The sequence below is a fragment of the Sphingobacterium arenae genome, from assembly GCF_014692505.1.
Lineage (GTDB): Bacteria > Bacteroidota > Bacteroidia > Sphingobacteriales > Sphingobacteriaceae > Sphingobacterium > Sphingobacterium arenae.
In genome coordinates this window covers 97,090-113,631 of sequence record NZ_JACNYK010000004.1, presented here as the reverse complement: position 1 = coordinate 113,631, position 16,542 = coordinate 97,090, and the positions used below count along the sequence as shown (strand labels likewise).

The 16,542-nt window shown below is 41.2% G+C and carries 16 protein-coding genes and 1 tRNA gene; 6 read left to right on the top strand and 11 right to left on the bottom strand.

The features are described from left to right. Nucleotides 1-57 precede the first annotated feature (57 nt). Nucleotides 58-1,158: a redox-regulated ATPase YchF gene (gene ychF, locus H8B17_RS14710; RefSeq protein ID WP_190309988.1), complete on the bottom strand. Its 1,101-nt coding sequence runs from the start codon at nucleotides 1,156-1,158 to the stop codon at nucleotides 58-60. Between the two features lie 169 nt (nucleotides 1,159-1,327). On the opposite strand from ychF, the gene H8B17_RS14705 reads away from it, so the two are divergent. Both H8B17_RS14705 and H8B17_RS14700 read left to right on the top strand, forming a co-directional pair. Beyond that, on the top strand, nucleotides 1,328-1,816 hold the full coding sequence (locus tag H8B17_RS14705) for a hypothetical protein (RefSeq protein WP_190309987.1): 489 nt from the start codon (nucleotides 1,328-1,330) through the stop codon (nucleotides 1,814-1,816). Nucleotides 1,817-1,981: 165 nt separating this feature from the next. Further along, nucleotides 1,982-2,971, top strand: a complete 990-nt coding sequence (locus H8B17_RS14700; protein ID WP_190309986.1) for a polysaccharide deacetylase family protein — start codon at nucleotides 1,982-1,984, stop codon at nucleotides 2,969-2,971. A 5-nt stretch (nucleotides 2,972-2,976) separates the two neighbouring features. Here the strand turns inward: H8B17_RS14700 and H8B17_RS14695 are convergent, their stop codons facing one another. Next, nucleotides 2,977-3,930, bottom strand: a complete 954-nt coding sequence (locus H8B17_RS14695) for an acetyl-CoA carboxylase carboxyltransferase subunit alpha (RefSeq protein ID WP_190309985.1) — start codon at nucleotides 3,928-3,930, stop codon at nucleotides 2,977-2,979. Nucleotides 3,931-4,100: 170 nt separating this feature from the next. On the opposite strand from H8B17_RS14695, the gene H8B17_RS14690 reads away from it, so the two are divergent. After that, complete coding sequence (locus H8B17_RS14690; RefSeq protein ID WP_190309984.1) at nucleotides 4,101-4,970, top strand: mechanosensitive ion channel family protein; 870 nt, start codon at nucleotides 4,101-4,103, stop codon at nucleotides 4,968-4,970. Nucleotide 4,971: 1 nt separating this feature from the next. Here the strand turns inward: H8B17_RS14690 and coaA are convergent, their stop codons facing one another. The 5 genes from coaA to H8B17_RS14665 form a co-directional block, all read right to left on the bottom strand. Then, entirely contained in the window at nucleotides 4,972-5,913 is a 942-nt protein-coding gene (coaA, locus tag H8B17_RS14685; RefSeq protein WP_190309983.1) for a type I pantothenate kinase, read from the bottom strand. An 87-nt stretch (nucleotides 5,914-6,000) separates the two neighbouring features. Continuing rightward, nucleotides 6,001-6,402 (bottom strand): OsmC family protein, encoded by a 402-nt coding sequence (locus tag H8B17_RS14680; protein ID WP_190309982.1) that lies wholly within the window; start codon nucleotides 6,400-6,402, stop codon nucleotides 6,001-6,003. Nucleotides 6,403-6,414: 12 nt separating this feature from the next. Then, nucleotides 6,415-6,783 (bottom strand): methylglyoxal synthase, encoded by a 369-nt coding sequence (locus tag H8B17_RS14675; RefSeq protein WP_190309981.1) that lies wholly within the window; start codon nucleotides 6,781-6,783, stop codon nucleotides 6,415-6,417. Between the two features lie 68 nt (nucleotides 6,784-6,851). Continuing rightward, on the bottom strand, nucleotides 6,852-8,081 hold the full coding sequence (locus H8B17_RS14670; RefSeq protein ID WP_190309980.1) for a nucleoside recognition domain-containing protein: 1,230 nt from the start codon (nucleotides 8,079-8,081) through the stop codon (nucleotides 6,852-6,854). Between the two features lie 7 nt (nucleotides 8,082-8,088). Beyond that, nucleotides 8,089-9,138 carry a patatin-like phospholipase family protein gene (locus tag H8B17_RS14665; RefSeq protein ID WP_190309979.1) on the bottom strand — a complete coding sequence of 350 codons (1,050 nt, stop codon included), beginning with the start codon at nucleotides 9,136-9,138 and terminating at the stop codon, nucleotides 8,089-8,091. A gap of 148 nt (nucleotides 9,139-9,286) precedes the next feature. Between H8B17_RS14665 and H8B17_RS14660 the strand changes: the two genes are divergently transcribed. Beyond that, a complete protein-coding gene (locus tag H8B17_RS14660; protein ID WP_190309978.1) occupies nucleotides 9,287-9,787 on the top strand; it encodes a GNAT family N-acetyltransferase in 501 nt (166 codons plus the stop codon). Nucleotides 9,788-9,792: 5 nt separating this feature from the next. Here the strand turns inward: H8B17_RS14660 and H8B17_RS14655 are convergent, their stop codons facing one another. The 4 genes from H8B17_RS14655 to H8B17_RS14640 all read right to left on the bottom strand — a co-directional run bounded on the left by H8B17_RS14655 (nucleotide 9,793) and on the right by H8B17_RS14640 (nucleotide 13,324). Then, a complete protein-coding gene (locus H8B17_RS14655) occupies nucleotides 9,793-10,089 on the bottom strand; it encodes a DUF202 domain-containing protein (protein ID WP_190309977.1) in 297 nt (98 codons plus the stop codon). A gap of 15 nt (nucleotides 10,090-10,104) precedes the next feature. Next, nucleotides 10,105-10,710, bottom strand: coding sequence for a 5'-methylthioadenosine/S-adenosylhomocysteine nucleosidase family protein (locus H8B17_RS14650; protein WP_190309976.1), 606 nt, complete (start codon nucleotides 10,708-10,710; stop codon nucleotides 10,105-10,107). 277 nt (nucleotides 10,711-10,987) lie between these two features. Further along, a tRNA-Ser gene (locus H8B17_RS14645) sits at nucleotides 10,988-11,074 on the bottom strand. 96 nt (nucleotides 11,075-11,170) lie between these two features. Beyond that, nucleotides 11,171-13,324: an HD family phosphohydrolase gene (locus tag H8B17_RS14640; RefSeq protein WP_190309975.1), complete on the bottom strand. Its 2,154-nt coding sequence runs from the start codon at nucleotides 13,322-13,324 to the stop codon at nucleotides 11,171-11,173. A 108-nt stretch (nucleotides 13,325-13,432) separates the two neighbouring features. Between H8B17_RS14640 and rpe the strand changes: the two genes are divergently transcribed. Further along, entirely contained in the window at nucleotides 13,433-14,113 is a 681-nt protein-coding gene (gene rpe / locus H8B17_RS14635) for a ribulose-phosphate 3-epimerase (RefSeq protein WP_190309974.1), read from the top strand. Nucleotides 14,114-14,256: 143 nt separating this feature from the next. Next, nucleotides 14,257-16,524 carry an aconitate hydratase gene (locus H8B17_RS14630; protein ID WP_190309973.1) on the top strand — a complete coding sequence of 756 codons (2,268 nt, stop codon included), beginning with the start codon at nucleotides 14,257-14,259 and terminating at the stop codon, nucleotides 16,522-16,524. Nucleotides 16,525-16,542: the final 18 nt, after the last annotated feature.

The window sequence follows — 16,542 nt, the reverse complement described above, 5'->3', positions numbered from 1 at the left end:
TTTTATAAAAAACGCCCAACAATAGCCGGGCGTTTGTTTTATTATTTGATTGTATTTTTACACATTAAACCGAAAGTGCATGATATCACCGTCTTCAACGATGTATGTCTTTCCCTCTACGCTCAGTTTACCGGCCTCTTTAACCGCATTTTCTGAGCCGTATTTGATGAAATCATTATATTTAATGACCTCGGCCCGGATAAAGCCTTTTTCAAAGTCTGTATGGATCACACCTGCCGCCTGGGGTGCTGTAAAACCATTTTCGATTGTCCATGCACGTACTTCTTGTACACCGGCCGTAAAATACGTAGCCAGGTTCAAAAGCGAATAAGCTGCCCGAATTAACTTATATACACCCGACTCATCTAATCCCAAATCATCCAAGAACATTTTACGCTCTTCATAAGATTCGAGCTGGGCAATTTCCGATTCAATTTGGGCCGAGATAACAAGTACTTCCGCATTCTCATCCTTTACTGCTTCTTTTACACGATCTACATAGGCATTTCCTTTTGTAACCGATGCCTCGTCCACATTACATACATATAAAACCGGTTTTATCGTCAGTAAGGCAAGGTCACTGATAAAATCGAAATCTTCCGGTTGGATAGGAGCTGTCCGAGCAGATTTACCACTTTCCAAGTGCTCCTTAACAACAGATAAGATTTCAAACGTTCTCTTGGCATCTTTATCACCACCTGTTTTTGCCATCTTCTCCACTTTCTGAATACGTTTCACAACCGTATCCAAATCCTTCAATTGCAGCTCGGTGTCGATAATTTCTTTATCACGAATAGGATCTACAGAGCCATCTACGTGAATCACATTACCATCATCAAAGCAACGCAAAACGTGAATAATCGCATCTGTCGTGCGAATGTTCCCTAAAAATTGATTTCCCAATCCCTCTCCTTTGGAGGCACCTTTTACTAACCCTGCTATATCGACAATTTCGATGGTGTTGGGAACGATACGCTGTGGCTTGACAATTTCTGCCAATTTATTTATTCTATCGTCAGGGACTGTAATCACACCGACGTTAGGTTCTATTGTGCAAAAAGGAAAATTTGCTGCCTGTGCTTTTGCATTGGACAGACAGTTGAATAATGTTGATTTACCCACATTTGGTAAACCTACTATACCACATTGTAAAGCCATGAAAATCTCAATTTTTTTAAATTGTACAAAGATAACGAAATCAACTGATTTTTGAGTCGTCCAACCTATTTTACATTATTTAACAACTTAGGATTTAATCTTTCCCTATTGTTATGCTGTCATAGTAATAATGACATCCAAATGATATAAATTGAAAAGGGGAGGAGACATGAAAAAGTTTATTTATGCAGCTTGTTTATTCGGATTGTGTAGCTTCACGAAATCAGCGGAAGCACAGGTTAATGTGAGCATCAATATTGGCACCCAGCCGTTATGGGGTCCGGTAGGGTATGATTATGTCCGTTACTATTACCTTCCGGAAATTGATGCCTACTACGATGTATCACACCGTCGATATACCTATTATCAAGGTAACCGGTGGGTAACGCGCGCCTCACTTCCTGGTCGATACCGTCATGTTGACGTATACAGGACGTATAAGGTCGTAATTAATCACGACCGTCCCTGGAACGACCATCGGAAAATCAAAAGAAAATACGTGCATTATGCGAACCACCGTTCACAACCCGTTTTACGGGATTATCGACACGCACGAGGGTACGATCGATATGAAAAAAAATACCATAAAAAGCATTACAAAAGATACGACAAGAAAAGAAATAGCAAATACCATAAAAAGGGAAGAAAACATCGTTAGCAGGGATAAGTTTTAATAGTAGCTAAAATCCGGTATTTTGTACGTTCTTTTCATCCTATTCAATTTTTGTCAATTAGATTTTTTAAGTTTGAGTCAAATTTAGAAAAGTTCTCCGCCACCGCGGAGAACCCTATTTAGTAGAGGAATTGATAATTGAAATAACGTATGTGGAAAGCGATAAGGCCCATTTTTAATCTGGGTGCTGTCTTGGTTACAACCATCTCTTTTGTGAGTTGTCAAGGAAATATCAATACAAGTGCTGCAAGTTTACATCCAGACACGACAGAAGTCGATAGCATCGTGGGATTATCGGATATCGAATCCAAAGATACCGTAAAACATCAAAAGGGATATTTAACAAAACGCTGGCGAACCCCTGTTCACATCCAGCTAGATACGTTAAATCCAATTAGTAGAGATTCCTTAGCGAGATATGAAAAAGCAGAGCGTCGTCGGGTGCGGGATTCTGTACGACAAGAATTAGATAAGCTTCCAAAACATGTTTATTTCACCTTTGATGATGGACCTTTGATTGGGAGCTCCGCAATTGATTCCATTTCGAAAGCAAGGAATATCAAGATCAACGCTTTTCTAGTGGGGAGACATGCGAATATGTCGAAGCGTCTGAAAAGAGATCTTCAACGCTATAAAGATAACCCCTTGGTAGAATGTTATAATCATAGCTATACACATGGGAAAAATAGATTCACTATGTTTTATAGTAACCCAGTCAGTGCGTATGAAGACTTTGAGAAAAATGAACTGGACCTGGAGCTGAAGCATAAAATAGCGCGTTTACCGGGGCGTAATATTTGGATTTACGATGACGTCAGACGAATCGACCTGAAAAGTGGAGCAAGCACAGCCGACATGCTCTATACAAACGGCTATAAAATATATGGTTGGGATGTGGAATGGAGAATATATGCAGCGTCCGGTAAACCAATACAATCCGTTAACGAGATATATACCCGGATTCGTAACTATATGGCTAACAAGTCGTCGATGGAGCCCAATAATGTCGTATTATTGATGCACGATGATATGTTTCAGACCAAAAAAGGACAACAATTGCTGTCCTCATTGATCGATACGATTCAAACCACAACGGATTATAAGTTTGAATTTATAAGGGATTATCCGTTTCGGTATTAATCTTTTTATTCCATTACGACGCCCATTTTACTAAACTTATCAATACGTTCCGCAACAAGGCTTTCCGCATCTTTTTTTGTGAGGTTAGTAAGGTCGTTCAAAATCTTTTCCTTTAGGTTCTCTGCGGCTACCGCGGGATCTTGATGGGCACCGCCAATGGGTTCACCAATAATACCATCAATTAATCCATTTTTCAACATGTCCTCTGCGGTAAGCTTTAGCGATTCTGCCGCTTTTTCCTTCTGATCCCAACTTCTGTAAAGAATAGAAGAACAAGACTCCGGGGAGATAACCGAGTACCAGGTGTTTTGCATCATATATACCCGATCTCCTACACCGATTCCCAAAGCACCACCCGAAGCGCCCTCTCCGATAACGATACAGATCACCGGCACTTTAAGTACCGACATTTCTAAAAGATTGCGCGCAATCGCTTCTCCCTGTCCGCGTTCCTCTGCTTCTAAACCAGGGTAAGCCCCCATCGTATCGATCAACGTAACGACTGGCTTATTGAACTTTTCTGCCATTTTCATCAGTCGCAAGGCTTTCCGATATCCCTCTGGATTGGCCATCCCAAAATTTCGATACTGACGCTCTTTTGTGTTTTTTCCTTTCTGGTGACCAATTACCATCACCGAGTGCCCACCGATAGAAGCAAATCCGCCGATAATAGCTTTGTCATCCCTCACTGTGCGGTCGCCGTGTAGCTCAATAAATTCATCACAAATCATGGAGATATAATCAAATGTCTGCGGACGGTCTGGATGGCGAGACATTTGAACTTTTTGCCAACCAGTCAAATTTGAATAAATATCCTGTTTGGTTTGTTCAAGCTTTTCCGCTAGCTCATTAACCGTAGCACTCATGTCTACTTTGGTCTTTTCCTGCACCTGTAAGACCTTTTCTATTTGGGTTTGCAAGTCTGCAATAGGCTTTTCAAAATCAAATGTTGTTTGCATAATTATATGTGTCTAGCGCATTTTAGCTCGCTAAGTTAGCTTATTTTATGCTTTTTCAGAAAAAAGAACGAAAAAAGCTCTACTTAGAGACCAATCCGAACACGCCTTGCCCTGCCAAAATATTATTGTAATATCAGTAGAAAAATGATAATTTAGGACGTTTTATTATTATGGGAGAAGAAAAGAAAGATACCAATCCGTTGCAGTTTATAATCAAGCTAGCGTCGTGGATTTTGCTATATACCTCATTTTGGTATTTTGATGCTTTTTATAAGCAACATCCTTGGTTAGATCGCCTGTCCAACGGAATCAACTTGTTTCTATCCGCCAGTATTATATTTTCGATTGGCCGGTACATGATCATTACCATTTACAACAAACGACATGAAAAACGTATCGTCCGTGGAAACTTCGTGCTCGGCATTAACCGGCTTACCGTCGTTTTAAATACCACAATGGCAGTTATCTGCATCATGATAGCACTAGGAATAGACCCTCGGGAATTTGTAACGAGTATGACCATCGTGGCTATGGCTGTGGCGGTGACCTTCAGAGAATACATCACCAATCTTCTTTCGGGCCTGTTTATTATGTTTTCCGATCAACTATCGGTCGGAGATCGCGTGAGGATAGGCGAACACAAAGGACGTATCATCGATATCAACTTCTCTAGCCTGGTTATACAAAATGAAGACGATGATATGGTTATGGTACCAAACAATATGGTGTTCACTTCCCCCATGGTAAACCTTTCATCACATCGATCGACTTTTTTTCTGGTCAAGTTTGACCTGCCACTAGAAATAGGCGTTGAAGTGAAGAAGCTAGAAGAAAACATTAGAGCGCTTTTAGTGAACCATCCTTATTTAACAAATGAAGATGAATTGGATCTGAAAATCATCAAGATTGGAAAAGACCACATAAAATATAAGATCGAGCTGCATGCAACCAGCAGCAGCAGTAAAGTGCATAAGCAAGTTGAAAACGAAGTCTTCAGAGAAATACTAAAGTTCAAGCAAAATTTTGAAGTCGATGCCTAACTTATATTTTGCGTACTTTAATTTGCTTTACAAAGTGGTGGGATCCTTTTTTTAGAATTAAATCTGCGCGAAAACGAGTTGGTAATATATTCTCATGTAGATTTGGACGGTTGATGGTATTCCAAATAGTTGTGGCCATATCTATACTCTCTTCCTTACCAAGGTTGGCATAGCGATGAAAATAAGACGCTGGATTCTGGAATGACGTAGCGCGTAAAGACTCGAATCTGTTGATATACCAATGTATCAAATCCTTTTCATCCGCATCTACATAAATCGCGTAATCAAAATAATCCGAAACGAATACACTGCTACCCATAGACGAGTTTACCTGCAACACATTAATTCCCTCGACAATAAGAATATCTGGTTGATTGATAATTTGACTTTCGTGGGGGATAATGTCATACTCTAAATGGGAGTAAACCGGTACTTCAAATTGCGCCACGCCCGATTTCATAGCGGAAAGAAAATTCAGCAACAGCTTCGTATCATAACTTTCCGGAAAGCCCTTACGTATATTTCGGTCCGCTAAAACTTCGTTCGGATATAAAAAACCATCTGTTGTCACCAACTCCACTTGGGGTTTATTTGGAAGCATGGAAAGCACTTTTTGGAGAACCCGGGCGGTTGTACTCTTTCCCGCGGCAACAGATCCCGCTATACCGATGATAAACGGAAGACTATTGGTACTCTTGTTTAGAAAATTATTTACCGCCGCATGCTGATCTTTCGTGCGTTTAATCAAAATTCCCAAGAGATGTGCTAAGGGAAAATATATTTCTTCGATTTCAGTAACATTGAGCGGTTCATTTAACGCACGCAGATTTTTTATATCATCCGGTGCTAGATGATGGGAAAAATGACCATTTAAACTTTTCCATTCCGCTCTGTCAAATAGCTGAAATGGTGTATCAACCTCGCTGTTGTTAGTTGAAGACATATATTAAAATTTGAATGTCGGCAAACATAAGAAAAAATGCGCCGTATTCACGCATACATTTTAAAAAATATTTATCCGTAATTCATTTTATATCAAGTTGCTTTCTATGACAATAGGGTTGCTTAAAATTTTATGTATGGGGCATTTGTTGCCGATTTTTAACAAACGTTGTCTCTGCGTTTCGTCTAAATTGCCATCTAAGCGAATATGGCATTTGATAAAGTTGGTTTCCTGTAATTCACCCCGTTGTTTACTGATGGATAACGAAATTTCCACAGCCTCTAAATCCCATTGTTTCCGATCAGCATACATACGCATTGTAATTGCTTTACAAGCTCCTAAAGATGACAAAAGCAATTCGCCCGGAGCCGGTCCAAGGTCTTGACCACCTATCTCTTTGGGTTCATCAGCGAGAAGTACATGTGGTTGAATATGGATTTCTGTCCTGTATGGATCTTTGCCAATTCTCGTAATTACACTTTTTGTCATATCATTTCCGTTTTAGGTAAACAACCCTTCAATAATCAAACTCCCAGTCGCAGGGTTGGTAGCTAATGGTACATTATATAAATCCGAGATCCGCATCAGCATTTGTATATCAGGCTCATGTACATGTTTACCTAGCGGATCCCGGAAAAATATGATGCCGTCTACCTTTCCCTCCGCCGTTAGTGCCGCAATCTGCGCGTCACCTCCTTTCGGCCCGCTCAGTTTAAGCTCTACTTCCAGCCCCGTTTTTTCTATATAGGATCCGGTGGTGCCGGTCGCGATAATATGGGCATTTTGCAGGAATTCGATATGATCCTTAACGAAGGCTACCATGTCCGCTTTCTTTCCATCGTGTGCAATTAGTGCAATTGTTTTTTTCATTGAATTTTTTTATATCGGATTATGTTTCTTGTTAGATACAGCACTTTAAGATAGGAAATAATATCGCACTATCCAAAGAAAATATAGGCCACTATAATGGCGGCAATAACGCCAACAAGCTCGGCTATAAGGGCACATGGCAATGCATGCCGCGTATTTTTGATGGCTACCGATCCAAAATAAACCGCTAACACATAAAATGTAGTCTCCGTTGAACCTTGGATTACACAGGCTACACGCGCTGCAAAATCGTCTGCACCATTCGTAGCCATGAGTTCTACCATTAGTCCGCGGGCACCCGAACCACTCAATGGTTTCATGAATGCGACCGGTAACGCTTCGACAAACGACGTGTCCATTCCCACATATGCAATGAGCGAAGCGATGCCCTCCACCAAATAATCCATGGTTCCAGAAGCGCGGAACACCGCGATGCCCACCAAAATAGCGACCAGATAGGGGATAATTTTTACCGCGACATCGAATCCCTCTTTTGCACCTTCGATAAAGGCATCATAAACATTGACACGTTTAAATAGAGCAAGTGCAATAAAGGAAACAAAGAGACCAAATAAGACGAGGTTACCAAATACGCGAGATATCACATCAATTTCTGCCGGTGCCAGTGTGCTGAAATAGTATAACGCACCCCCCACCAAGGCAAGTAATCCACCTAAATAAAGGATGATTGTCTTATGAAAAAGATTGATCTTTTGGTAAATAGCAACCAAAATCAGCGCCGCGAGTGTAGAAAAGAATGTGGCGATAAGGATAGGTAAAAACACATCAGAAGGTTGCGCCGCCCCAGCTTCTTGTCGATAAGCCATAATAGAAATAGGCAGTAATGTTAAGCTGGAAGCGTTTAGCACGATAAACATAATTTGCGCATTGCTTGCCGTATCTTTCTGCGGGTTAAGCTCTTGTAGCTCCTTCATAGCCTTTAAGCCCAGGGGAGTCGCCGCATTATCCAATCCTAACGCATTCGCAGAAAAGTTCATGAGCACTGAACCCAATGCAGGGTGGTTTTTGGGGATTTCTGGAAAAAGCCGGTTAAAAAATGGACCCACCACTTTAGCAAAAATAGCAATCATGCCCCCCTTTTCGCCAATTTTCATAATCCCCAGTGCAAAAGTCATCATGCCAATCAAACCGAGAGATATCGTCGCACCATTAGCCGCACTTTCAAAAAGGGAATTGACAATATTTTGAAAAACTTCTGTGTCGCCACCAATAAGTTTAATAATAGCGACTATAAATGTTATCAAGAAAAACGAGACCCAAATGTAATTTAGCGCCATACTTATTTTAATTTTTTAAAAAATTCCACACCGATCGCTCCGAATTACTTTTTTTGTCCTGTATAATTTCAGCGACTATTTGATTCATTAATTCTTCATGCTCGCTGATTAACTTATCTCCTAAAGAAATGAGTTTTTGAATGTTAGACGGCGAAGCCGAATCCATAGAGGGATTGATAGAAGAGAGGTTACTGGGTTCAACACGTATATAATTTGCCGATTTATTAACCGATCGGAATAATTGCTTGAGGTAATAATCTGTGCTCTCTGCAGAACTACTGCTCATAATATCGACGAGTGCGGGCCCGATGGAAATAGCCCATTTCTTCTTAAAATCTTCATAATTATACGATATCTTAGACAATCCGGTTCCTAGAGAAAGGATCCAGATATCGTGTATTTTGTACGTATTGTAGCTTTTAATGACTTCCAGAAGAGCAGATAACGAAGGGTTGTGTGCGAAAACACCACCGTCTACTAAAGGGTAGCGCGTCTTCGCAAGCGAGAATATCTCTGCCACCGCAAAATAGGTAGGTGCAGCAGATGTTGCCCGACAGACATCCCGTATATAAAAGTCGCGCGAGTCGCCATGCGATATGGCCTTCTGCTGTCGGAAAAGGTGGTTTTTACGTAATTCGATGTTATATGCCGTAACAATACAAGGCTTGAGAAGCTCACTAAGTTTCTTATCTCCAAAATAGCTCTTCAGTACATTTTCCAAAATAGTTTCATCGTAAAGCTCACTTAATAAACCGAATTTGCTCAGGAAACGACGCCAAGTGGACGCAGAAAATATTTCTGTGCCGTGATCCAGATAGATATCCAATGCATCTTTTGCCGTGTACTTTTGTTTTTTCGGATCGCTATCATCTGGGCATAATAAGATGGATAAAAGAATTCCACCCGTACTTGTACCCGCAAAAAAATCAAAATAGTCGGTTAAGTGTGCATCCGGATTATTTGTAGCCTGTTGGATTTTTTCCTCCAGCGCTACCAAAAACATCCCTGGAATAATACCTCGGATGCCGCCGCCGTCTATTGAAAGTATTCTCTTCATACACCATTCGGTTTAGCGTTTAAATCTAGCTAAAAAAGGTCAAAACAGCGAATTTTTTATATCTTGCTCCCCATAAATACAAGATACTGCCATAAGGCATTAATATTTTCAGTGGTATACATCATAGTAGCAATAAAAAAAATAAAAAATGGCAATCAAATTTCGGCTAACGAAACTTATTCCAGCGGATTTTCCTTTATATTTTGAATTGGTTAATAATGAAGCGGTGATGGCGATGATTACGGAGCGCGCCATTTTACTAGATGAGGCTAAATCGGATTTTGAGAAACGGATGTGGGAAAACCAGCTCCACCCTGACTTTGGGCATTTTAAAATTGTAGAGAATGCATCCGGTAATTTCATAGGGGTGGGGAAATTGGAGATAGAGACTCGCCATAGCGACAAAGCGGAATTGGGGTATATGCTGTTACCCGATTATTGGGGAAAAGGAATAGCCAGTGATGTTGCTCATCAACTGATTGAAACAGCAAGAACGCATGATTTTATTACCAAGCTGTTTGCGATTATAGACCCGAAGAATATTCCATCTCGAAAAATCCTCATCAATAACGGTTTCGTTTCTAAAGAATTTGCGGATTTCGATGGTTTACCTGGAGAGGTCTTGGAGTTAACGGTGCGAGAAGATTAGACAAATTATTGTTTTTTGTCGAGGTATTCTATTTTATAATCACCGATATGATGATTACTTTCAACGATTTTCTTTTTGTGGACAACATAGTTGAATACACCGATAGCAATCAACATGACCGAAATACCGATGAATATCATTTCAATCGTTCCGCCGTATTCTACTGTCGTGAGATTATTGATGCTTATACCGGCCACCAAAAAATACATAGATGTACGTATAAAAGCCAATAAAGTAGATTGGTTCGCTAAAATAGTGCGTTGCAAAGCCAATTTTTCCCTTAAAATCAAGTCCTTGTTCATTTCGTCTATCGTAGATTATAGTGTTGTTAAATTTTCGGTATGGAGTTTCAATAACTTGCCAAATGCAGCGGCGGTTTTATGAACCTGCAGTTCCCAATCTTCTGCCGCATCACCGTCGGCACCATCCGAGATGTATTTAAGACTGAGGAAAGGAATGTTTTCTTTCATGGCCACCAAAGCCAATGCGTATGCTTCCATATCCACAACGTGGTATGGGGTCGCGGATTGTGCCATTTCAAAACTATCGCCTGTTCCGCAAACTGCTTTCGGTAATCCCGTCATTTGCAAACCGTATTCCAGCGCGGTGGGCAACCCCGATAGCGGCGTTTCGTATTGCTCATATCCCAAGCCCCTCACATCCATATCCCGTTGAATGAATTGGGTACAACAAACTATTTCACCTTTCTTGTAGTAGTTGCTTCCAGCAGAACCGAGGTTTACAATTAATTTAGGTTTCTCCGTTTGTATTGCTTTTAACAGATTATACGCGGCATTAACTTTGCCGATTCCGCAGATTAAATGGTTATATTCCGTGAATATAGTAGATGCTTCCGATGCCAATGCAAAGGTAAATAGTACATCCTTAATAGGAAAAGTGTGTTTGGTGTCTATGGTGATCATCAGGTATATAAAATACAAAAAAGCCTGAACCTTCTTCGAATCGAACCCTGCGTGTTCTCATCCCTCAGCAAGCAGTGTCTAAGAAACTCAGAAATAAAAAAAGCTTCAACCTTTCGATAGAAGCTCTGCGGAGAGAGCGGGATTGGTTTAGTCCCATTACCCCAAACTCAACCTTAAACCTTCTTCGAATCGAACCCTGCGTGTTCTCATCCCTCAGCAAGCAGTGTCTAAGAAACTCAGAAATAAAAAAAGCTTCAACCTTTCGATAGAAGCTCTGCGGAGAGAGCGGGATTCGAACCCGCGGTACCGTTTCCAGTACGACAGTTTAGCAAACTGTTCCTTTCGGCCTCTCAGGCACCTCTCCTTTATTTAAGTAGTGCAAACATAAAGCAAATATTTCAATCTGCAAAGCTTTAAAACCGTTTTTTTCCTAAAAACGAATAAACATCTGACACTCAATTTAGTTTTTTATATTGCCTGTCGAAAGAGCCGTTTTCTTGTCGACATCATAATCTATCCGTACATGATAAATACTCTTTAACATCGACTTAAAAATGTCAGAAACCTCCATGATATCCCGCATCGTTATATCCGAATTGATGAATTGACGCTGCGTAATTTTATACTCTACAATTTTATCCACCAGATTATTGATCGATTCTTCTGTCGGTTCTTTCAGCGCCCTGGAAGCCGCCTCTACCGAGTCCGCGATCATAAGTACCGCCGTCTCCTTGGAGAAAGGCACCGGTCCCGGATACCGGAAAATGCTTTCGTCCACCAATTTATCGGGATTATTCTTGAGCGCCATATTGTAGAAATAATCAACTTTCGTGGTACCGTGATGCGTACGTATAAAATCGATAATTACCTCAGGAAGTTGGTTTTTCTTGGCCATCTCCATACCCTTGTGTACATGCGATATGATGATCTGTGCCGATTGTTCGGGCGTAAGCTCGGCATGCGGGTTAATATCCGTTTTTTGGTTTTCGATAAAAAACAACGGGTTTGACATTTTTCCGATATCGTGGTATAGTGCCCCTGCACGTATCAACAGCGGGTTTCCACCAATCTTATAGATCGCCGCTTCCGCAAGGTTGGCCACCTGTAAAGAGTGTTGAAAAGTTCCAGGAGCCTTTAGCGAAAGTTCCCGCAGCAAACGGGAGTTGCTGTTGGTTAATTCCATTAGCGTCAGGTCAGAAACGATACCAAATAAACGTTCAAAAGCATAGATCAATGGGTAGGCGAGGAGCGTTAACCCGACACTAACAACAAAAGGTACAATATCTGTCCAGTAAATAGAGCTTATCGAACCATTCCGCGTTAACACTAAACCAACGTAAGCAATGATATACGTCGCTAATATGATCAGTGAGGAAACCAAAAATTGCTCTCGTTTAACCAATGTTCTGATGCTGTAAATGGCTACCATGCCCGTCATGAACTGTAAGAATACAAACTCAAAGCTATTCGGTACAAAAAGAGCGGCGAGCAAAACCATAAGGAGGTGAATATTCAAGGCCACACGGGTATCGAATAATACCCTAAAAATAATAGGGACACTACAATACGGGATATAATACATATTAGGGATTTTCATGTTGATGGCCCAGGATAGGACACCAAGCATAGATATAATGACGATTAAAATAATAAATAATAACCTATTGCTGTCAAAAATGGTCGGTCGGAAAAAATACAGGAACACCATCAAGAGGGATACGCACATCGAAATGACCACAAAATGGCCGAGCATCACATACCCCTGGTTGCCGCTAATTCGAGCCTCGTCTTCAAAAACTTTACGTAAGGATGCTAACTTCTGATAGGTTTCATTGCTGATAATCTTATCCTTTTCCGCGATAAGTTCCCCTTTTTGCACCATGCCACGTGTACTCGAAATATTGGCCAAAGCGTTTTGTTCCGCTTTGTTGGTGAGGTTTTCATTAAAGATATAGTTAATCGTGACGTAATTCTTCAGTGTCTCGGTCAACCATGTTTTCTGATCTATTTTGTTATTTCTGGAAAGATTATTTTCCATATACTGGTTGGCCGACTCAATCGTAAAGATATCTGCTGTATTTTTTTGTTGCGCGACATTATCCTGCAGCAATGTGAAATTGTACTGGCTTTGCGCCTGGTCTACCTCTTCGGCGTTTAACCCTTTGTTTTGGTACCGATTATTCAGGGAAATAATGCCCCTATTGTAAACATAATTAAGCAGTGCATTTCCCACGGATTGATAGGTTTCCCTATCTTGGATAGACAGCGAATCCATATTGGCAATCTGCCATTTCTCCGCCACATCCGTATTGAATTGATCAATCTGTTCTTTGCTGGCGGTCGCATTCAAGTTATAGATAGGCTGTACCGTTTTCAGCACCTGTTCCCGGTCTCTATTTAGTTCCTCCTGCGTTTTTAAAATGGCAAAATTGTATGGAGATACAAGATTTTCATGGTTCCATACTTTCCCTCTTTCAAATTCGTAACGAAAACGCGGTTGTTTCGGTAAGAAAATACAAATCAACACGATTGCCAAAGTGATCATGGCAAATTTCACGATGAAGGAATTATTTTGATTCTTGTCCCGAAGATAGTTGATCTTTAGTTTAGCCACTTGCTTATTTTTATTTTATCCTATCAGTACAATTTTACAACAAATGTACCATTTATCCGCACACAATAGCCGTAAACTTCCGTATCTTTACAAAAAACACGTAACAACATGCCTACAACAAAACATCTGATAGCCCCATCTGTGTTAGCGGCTAATTTTGCGAAGCTTTACGACGACATCCAGGTCATAAATCAGAGCGAAGCAGATTGGTTTCACGTTGATATTATGGACGGCGTCTTCGTTCCGAATATTTCTTTTGGTTTTCCGGTTATGCAGGCTATCGCGAAACATGCCGTCAAACCATTAGATGTGCATTTGATGATCGTAGACCCCGATCGGTATCTAAAAATATGTAAAGATTCTGGCGCATCCAATATTACGGTACACTACGAAGCGTGTACACACTTGCACCGTACATTAGCCGCTATTAAAGAGTTAGGCTGTAAAGCCGGGGTGGCACTAAATCCACATACACCAGTGAGTTTACTGAAAGATGTCCTTACCGATATTGATTTGGTGTGCATCATGTCGGTTAACCCCGGGTTTGGAGGGCAAAAATTTATTGAACAAACGTATGCAAAAATACAGGAACTCCGAGCCTTATCGAGCGGTGTGAATGATTCCTTACTTATCGAAATTGATGGTGGAGTCGATATCCGCAATGCCGCAAAACTCATAGAAGCAGGGGCCGATGTCCTGGTTGCCGGAAGCAGTATTTTTTCTGCGGAGGATCCGACGGATGCTATCCGACAGTTGAAAAATACACCACCGTTAATGAAACAAATATAAGTTGTTTGGATTTATTCCAAATTAGGGTTTGCAACGGGCTAAAACTGTTTAAAACCTATTCTTTTTTGTATTTTTGCTCTGGTTTGAAAAATCAGGAAACTGATTTTGTTATAATGAAGTACATCAAATAATTAATTAAATAAATGGCTTTTGATATAGAAATGATCAAAAAGGTCTATAGCCAATATGACGAGCGCATTACTGCAGCGCGTCAGGTGGTTAATAAACCTTTGACTCTCTCTGAGAAAATTTTGTATGCCCACTTATGGGCAGGAAACGCAACCGAAGCTTATGAGCGCGGTAACTCTTATGTAGACTTCGCTCCGGATCGTGTTGCCATGCAAGATGCGACAGCGCAAATGGCTTTATTGCAATTTATGCAAGCTGGCCGTCCTAAGGTTGCTGTACCTTCCACTGTTCACTGTGACCACTTGATCCAAGCAAGGGATGGCGCGGAGCAAGATTTAACACGTGCAAAAAACGAAAGTTCAGAAGTATTTAATTTCTTATCTTCTGTATCCAACAAATATGGAATAGGGTTTTGGAAACCGGGCGCCGGTATTATTCACCAGGTCGTATTAGAAAATTATGCATTCCCAGGTGGCATGATGATCGGAACAGACTCCCACACGGTGAATGCCGGAGGTTTGGGTATGGTGGCTATTGGTGTTGGTGGAGCCGATGCATGCGATGTCATGGCTGGCTTACCATGGGAACTTAAATTTCCGAAGCTGATCGGTGTTAAGTTGACAGGTAAACTATCCGGATGGACCGCACCAAAAGATGTGATCTTGAAAGTAGCGGGTATCTTAACCGTAAAAGGTGGTACCGGTGCTATTGTCGAATATTTTGGTGAAGGAGCAGAATCGTTGTCATGTACAGGTAAAGGTACAATCTGTAACATGGGAGCGGAAATTGGTGCAACAACGTCGACGTTCGGATACGATGAATCCATGGAGCGTTATTTACGAGCGACAGACCGTGCCGAAGTGGCGGATGCAGCAAATGTTGTTAAACAACATCTGACAGCGGATCCCGAAGTGTATGCTAACCCGGAGCAATATTTTGATCAATTAATTGAAATCAACCTGTCTGAATTGGAACCCTCTTTAAATGGTCCATTCACCCCCGATTTATATACGCCGGTTTCGCGTATGCGCGAAGAAGCTGAAAAGAACGGCTGGCCATTAAAAGTAGAGTGGGGCTTGATCGGTTCATGTACAAACTCATCTTATGAAGATTTGTCCCGCGCGGCATCTATCGCTAAACAAGCGATCGACAAAGGTCTGGTGACAAAAGCGGAGTTTGGAATTAATCCAGGCTCGGAACTCGTACGTTATACGGCTGATCGTGACGGGTATGTTAAAACTTTCGAAGATTTGAATGCGACTATCTTTACCAACGCATGCGGCCCATGTATTGGTATGTGGGATCGTGCAGGAGCAGATAAACAAGAGAAAAACACCATCGTTCACTCGTTTAACAGAAACTTTGCGAAACGTGCAGACGGTAACCCGAACACATACGCCTTTGTAACTTCTCCAGAAATGGTGGCAGCAATAGCTATTTCGGGTAATTTAGGGTTTAATCCGGTTACCGACACCCTGATTAACAAGAATGGTGAGCAGGTGAAATTGGATCCACCAACAGGTGATGAATTGCCATCAAAAGGTTTTGATGTGGAAGATCCAGGATACCAAGCGCCAGCAGCAGATGGTTCTGCAGTAACTGTAGAAGTATCGCCTACCTCTGATCGTCTTCAATTATTAGAACCATTCCCTGCATGGGAAGGTACCGATCTTAAAGGATTGAAGCTGCTCATAAAAGCGAAAGGTAAGTGTACAACAGACCATATTTCCATGGCTGGTCCTTGGTTGAAATATAGAGGTCATTTGGATAATATTTCTAATAATATGCTTATTGGTGCCGTCAACTTCTTTAACGATAAAACCGACTTTGTCAAAAATCAATTGACCGGCGAATATGCGGCGGTACCAGCTACACAACGCGCTTACAAAGCAGCAGGTATCGGCTCTATCGTGGTGGGCGATGAAAATTACGGTGAGGGATCTTCCCGTGAACATGCAGCCATGGAGCCTCGTCACCTCGGCGTTCGCGCGGTGTTGGTTAAATCTTTCGCCCGTATTCACGAAACCAACTTGAAGAAACAAGGCATGTTGGGTTTAACGTTCGATAATAAGGACGATTACGATAAAATTAAAGAAGACGATACAGTCGATATTATTGGTTTAACGGAGTTTGCTCCAGGAAAACCATTGACTATTGTCTTGCATCATGCCGATGGTACACAAGATAGTATTTTGGTTAACCATACCTACAATGCACAGCAGATCGAATGGTTTAAAGCTGGTGGAGCATTGAATATTATCCGTGCAAATCAAGCATCATAAATTTAAGTAAGTAAACAA

Excerpts from the sequence above, each read along its gene's own strand:
- H8B17_RS14660 (WP_190309978.1), top strand. The coding sequence starts at position 9,287 with ATGGCAATCAAATTTCGGCTAACGAAACTTATTCCAGCGGATTTTCCT.
- H8B17_RS14705 (WP_190309987.1), top strand. The coding sequence starts at position 1,328 with ATGAAAAAGTTTATTTATGCAGCTTGTTTATTCGGATTGTGTAGCTTC.
- rpe (WP_190309974.1), top strand. The coding sequence starts at position 13,433 with ATGCCTACAACAAAACATCTGATAGCCCCATCTGTGTTAGCGGCTAAT.
- H8B17_RS14655 (WP_190309977.1), bottom strand. The coding sequence starts at position 10,089 with ATGAACAAGGACTTGATTTTAAGGGAAAAATTGGCTTTGCAACGCACT.
- ychF (WP_190309988.1), bottom strand. The coding sequence starts at position 1,158 with ATGGCTTTACAATGTGGTATAGTAGGTTTACCAAATGTGGGTAAATCA.
- H8B17_RS14690 (WP_190309984.1), top strand. The coding sequence starts at position 4,101 with ATGGGAGAAGAAAAGAAAGATACCAATCCGTTGCAGTTTATAATCAAG.
- H8B17_RS14630 (WP_190309973.1), top strand. The coding sequence starts at position 14,257 with ATGGCTTTTGATATAGAAATGATCAAAAAGGTCTATAGCCAATATGAC.
- H8B17_RS14680 (WP_190309982.1), bottom strand. The coding sequence starts at position 6,402 with ATGACAAAAAGTGTAATTACGAGAATTGGCAAAGATCCATACAGGACA.
- H8B17_RS14695 (WP_190309985.1), bottom strand. The coding sequence starts at position 3,930 with ATGCAAACAACATTTGATTTTGAAAAGCCTATTGCAGACTTGCAAACC.
- coaA (WP_190309983.1), bottom strand. The coding sequence starts at position 5,913 with ATGTCTTCAACTAACAACAGCGAGGTTGATACACCATTTCAGCTATTT.
- H8B17_RS14665 (WP_190309979.1), bottom strand. The coding sequence starts at position 9,138 with ATGAAGAGAATACTTTCAATAGACGGCGGCGGCATCCGAGGTATTATT.
- H8B17_RS14650 (WP_190309976.1), bottom strand. The coding sequence starts at position 10,710 with ATGATCACCATAGACACCAAACACACTTTTCCTATTAAGGATGTACTA.
- H8B17_RS14700 (WP_190309986.1), top strand. The coding sequence starts at position 1,982 with ATGTGGAAAGCGATAAGGCCCATTTTTAATCTGGGTGCTGTCTTGGTT.
- H8B17_RS14675 (WP_190309981.1), bottom strand. The coding sequence starts at position 6,783 with ATGAAAAAAACAATTGCACTAATTGCACACGATGGAAAGAAAGCGGAC.
- H8B17_RS14670 (WP_190309980.1), bottom strand. The coding sequence starts at position 8,081 with ATGGCGCTAAATTACATTTGGGTCTCGTTTTTCTTGATAACATTTATA.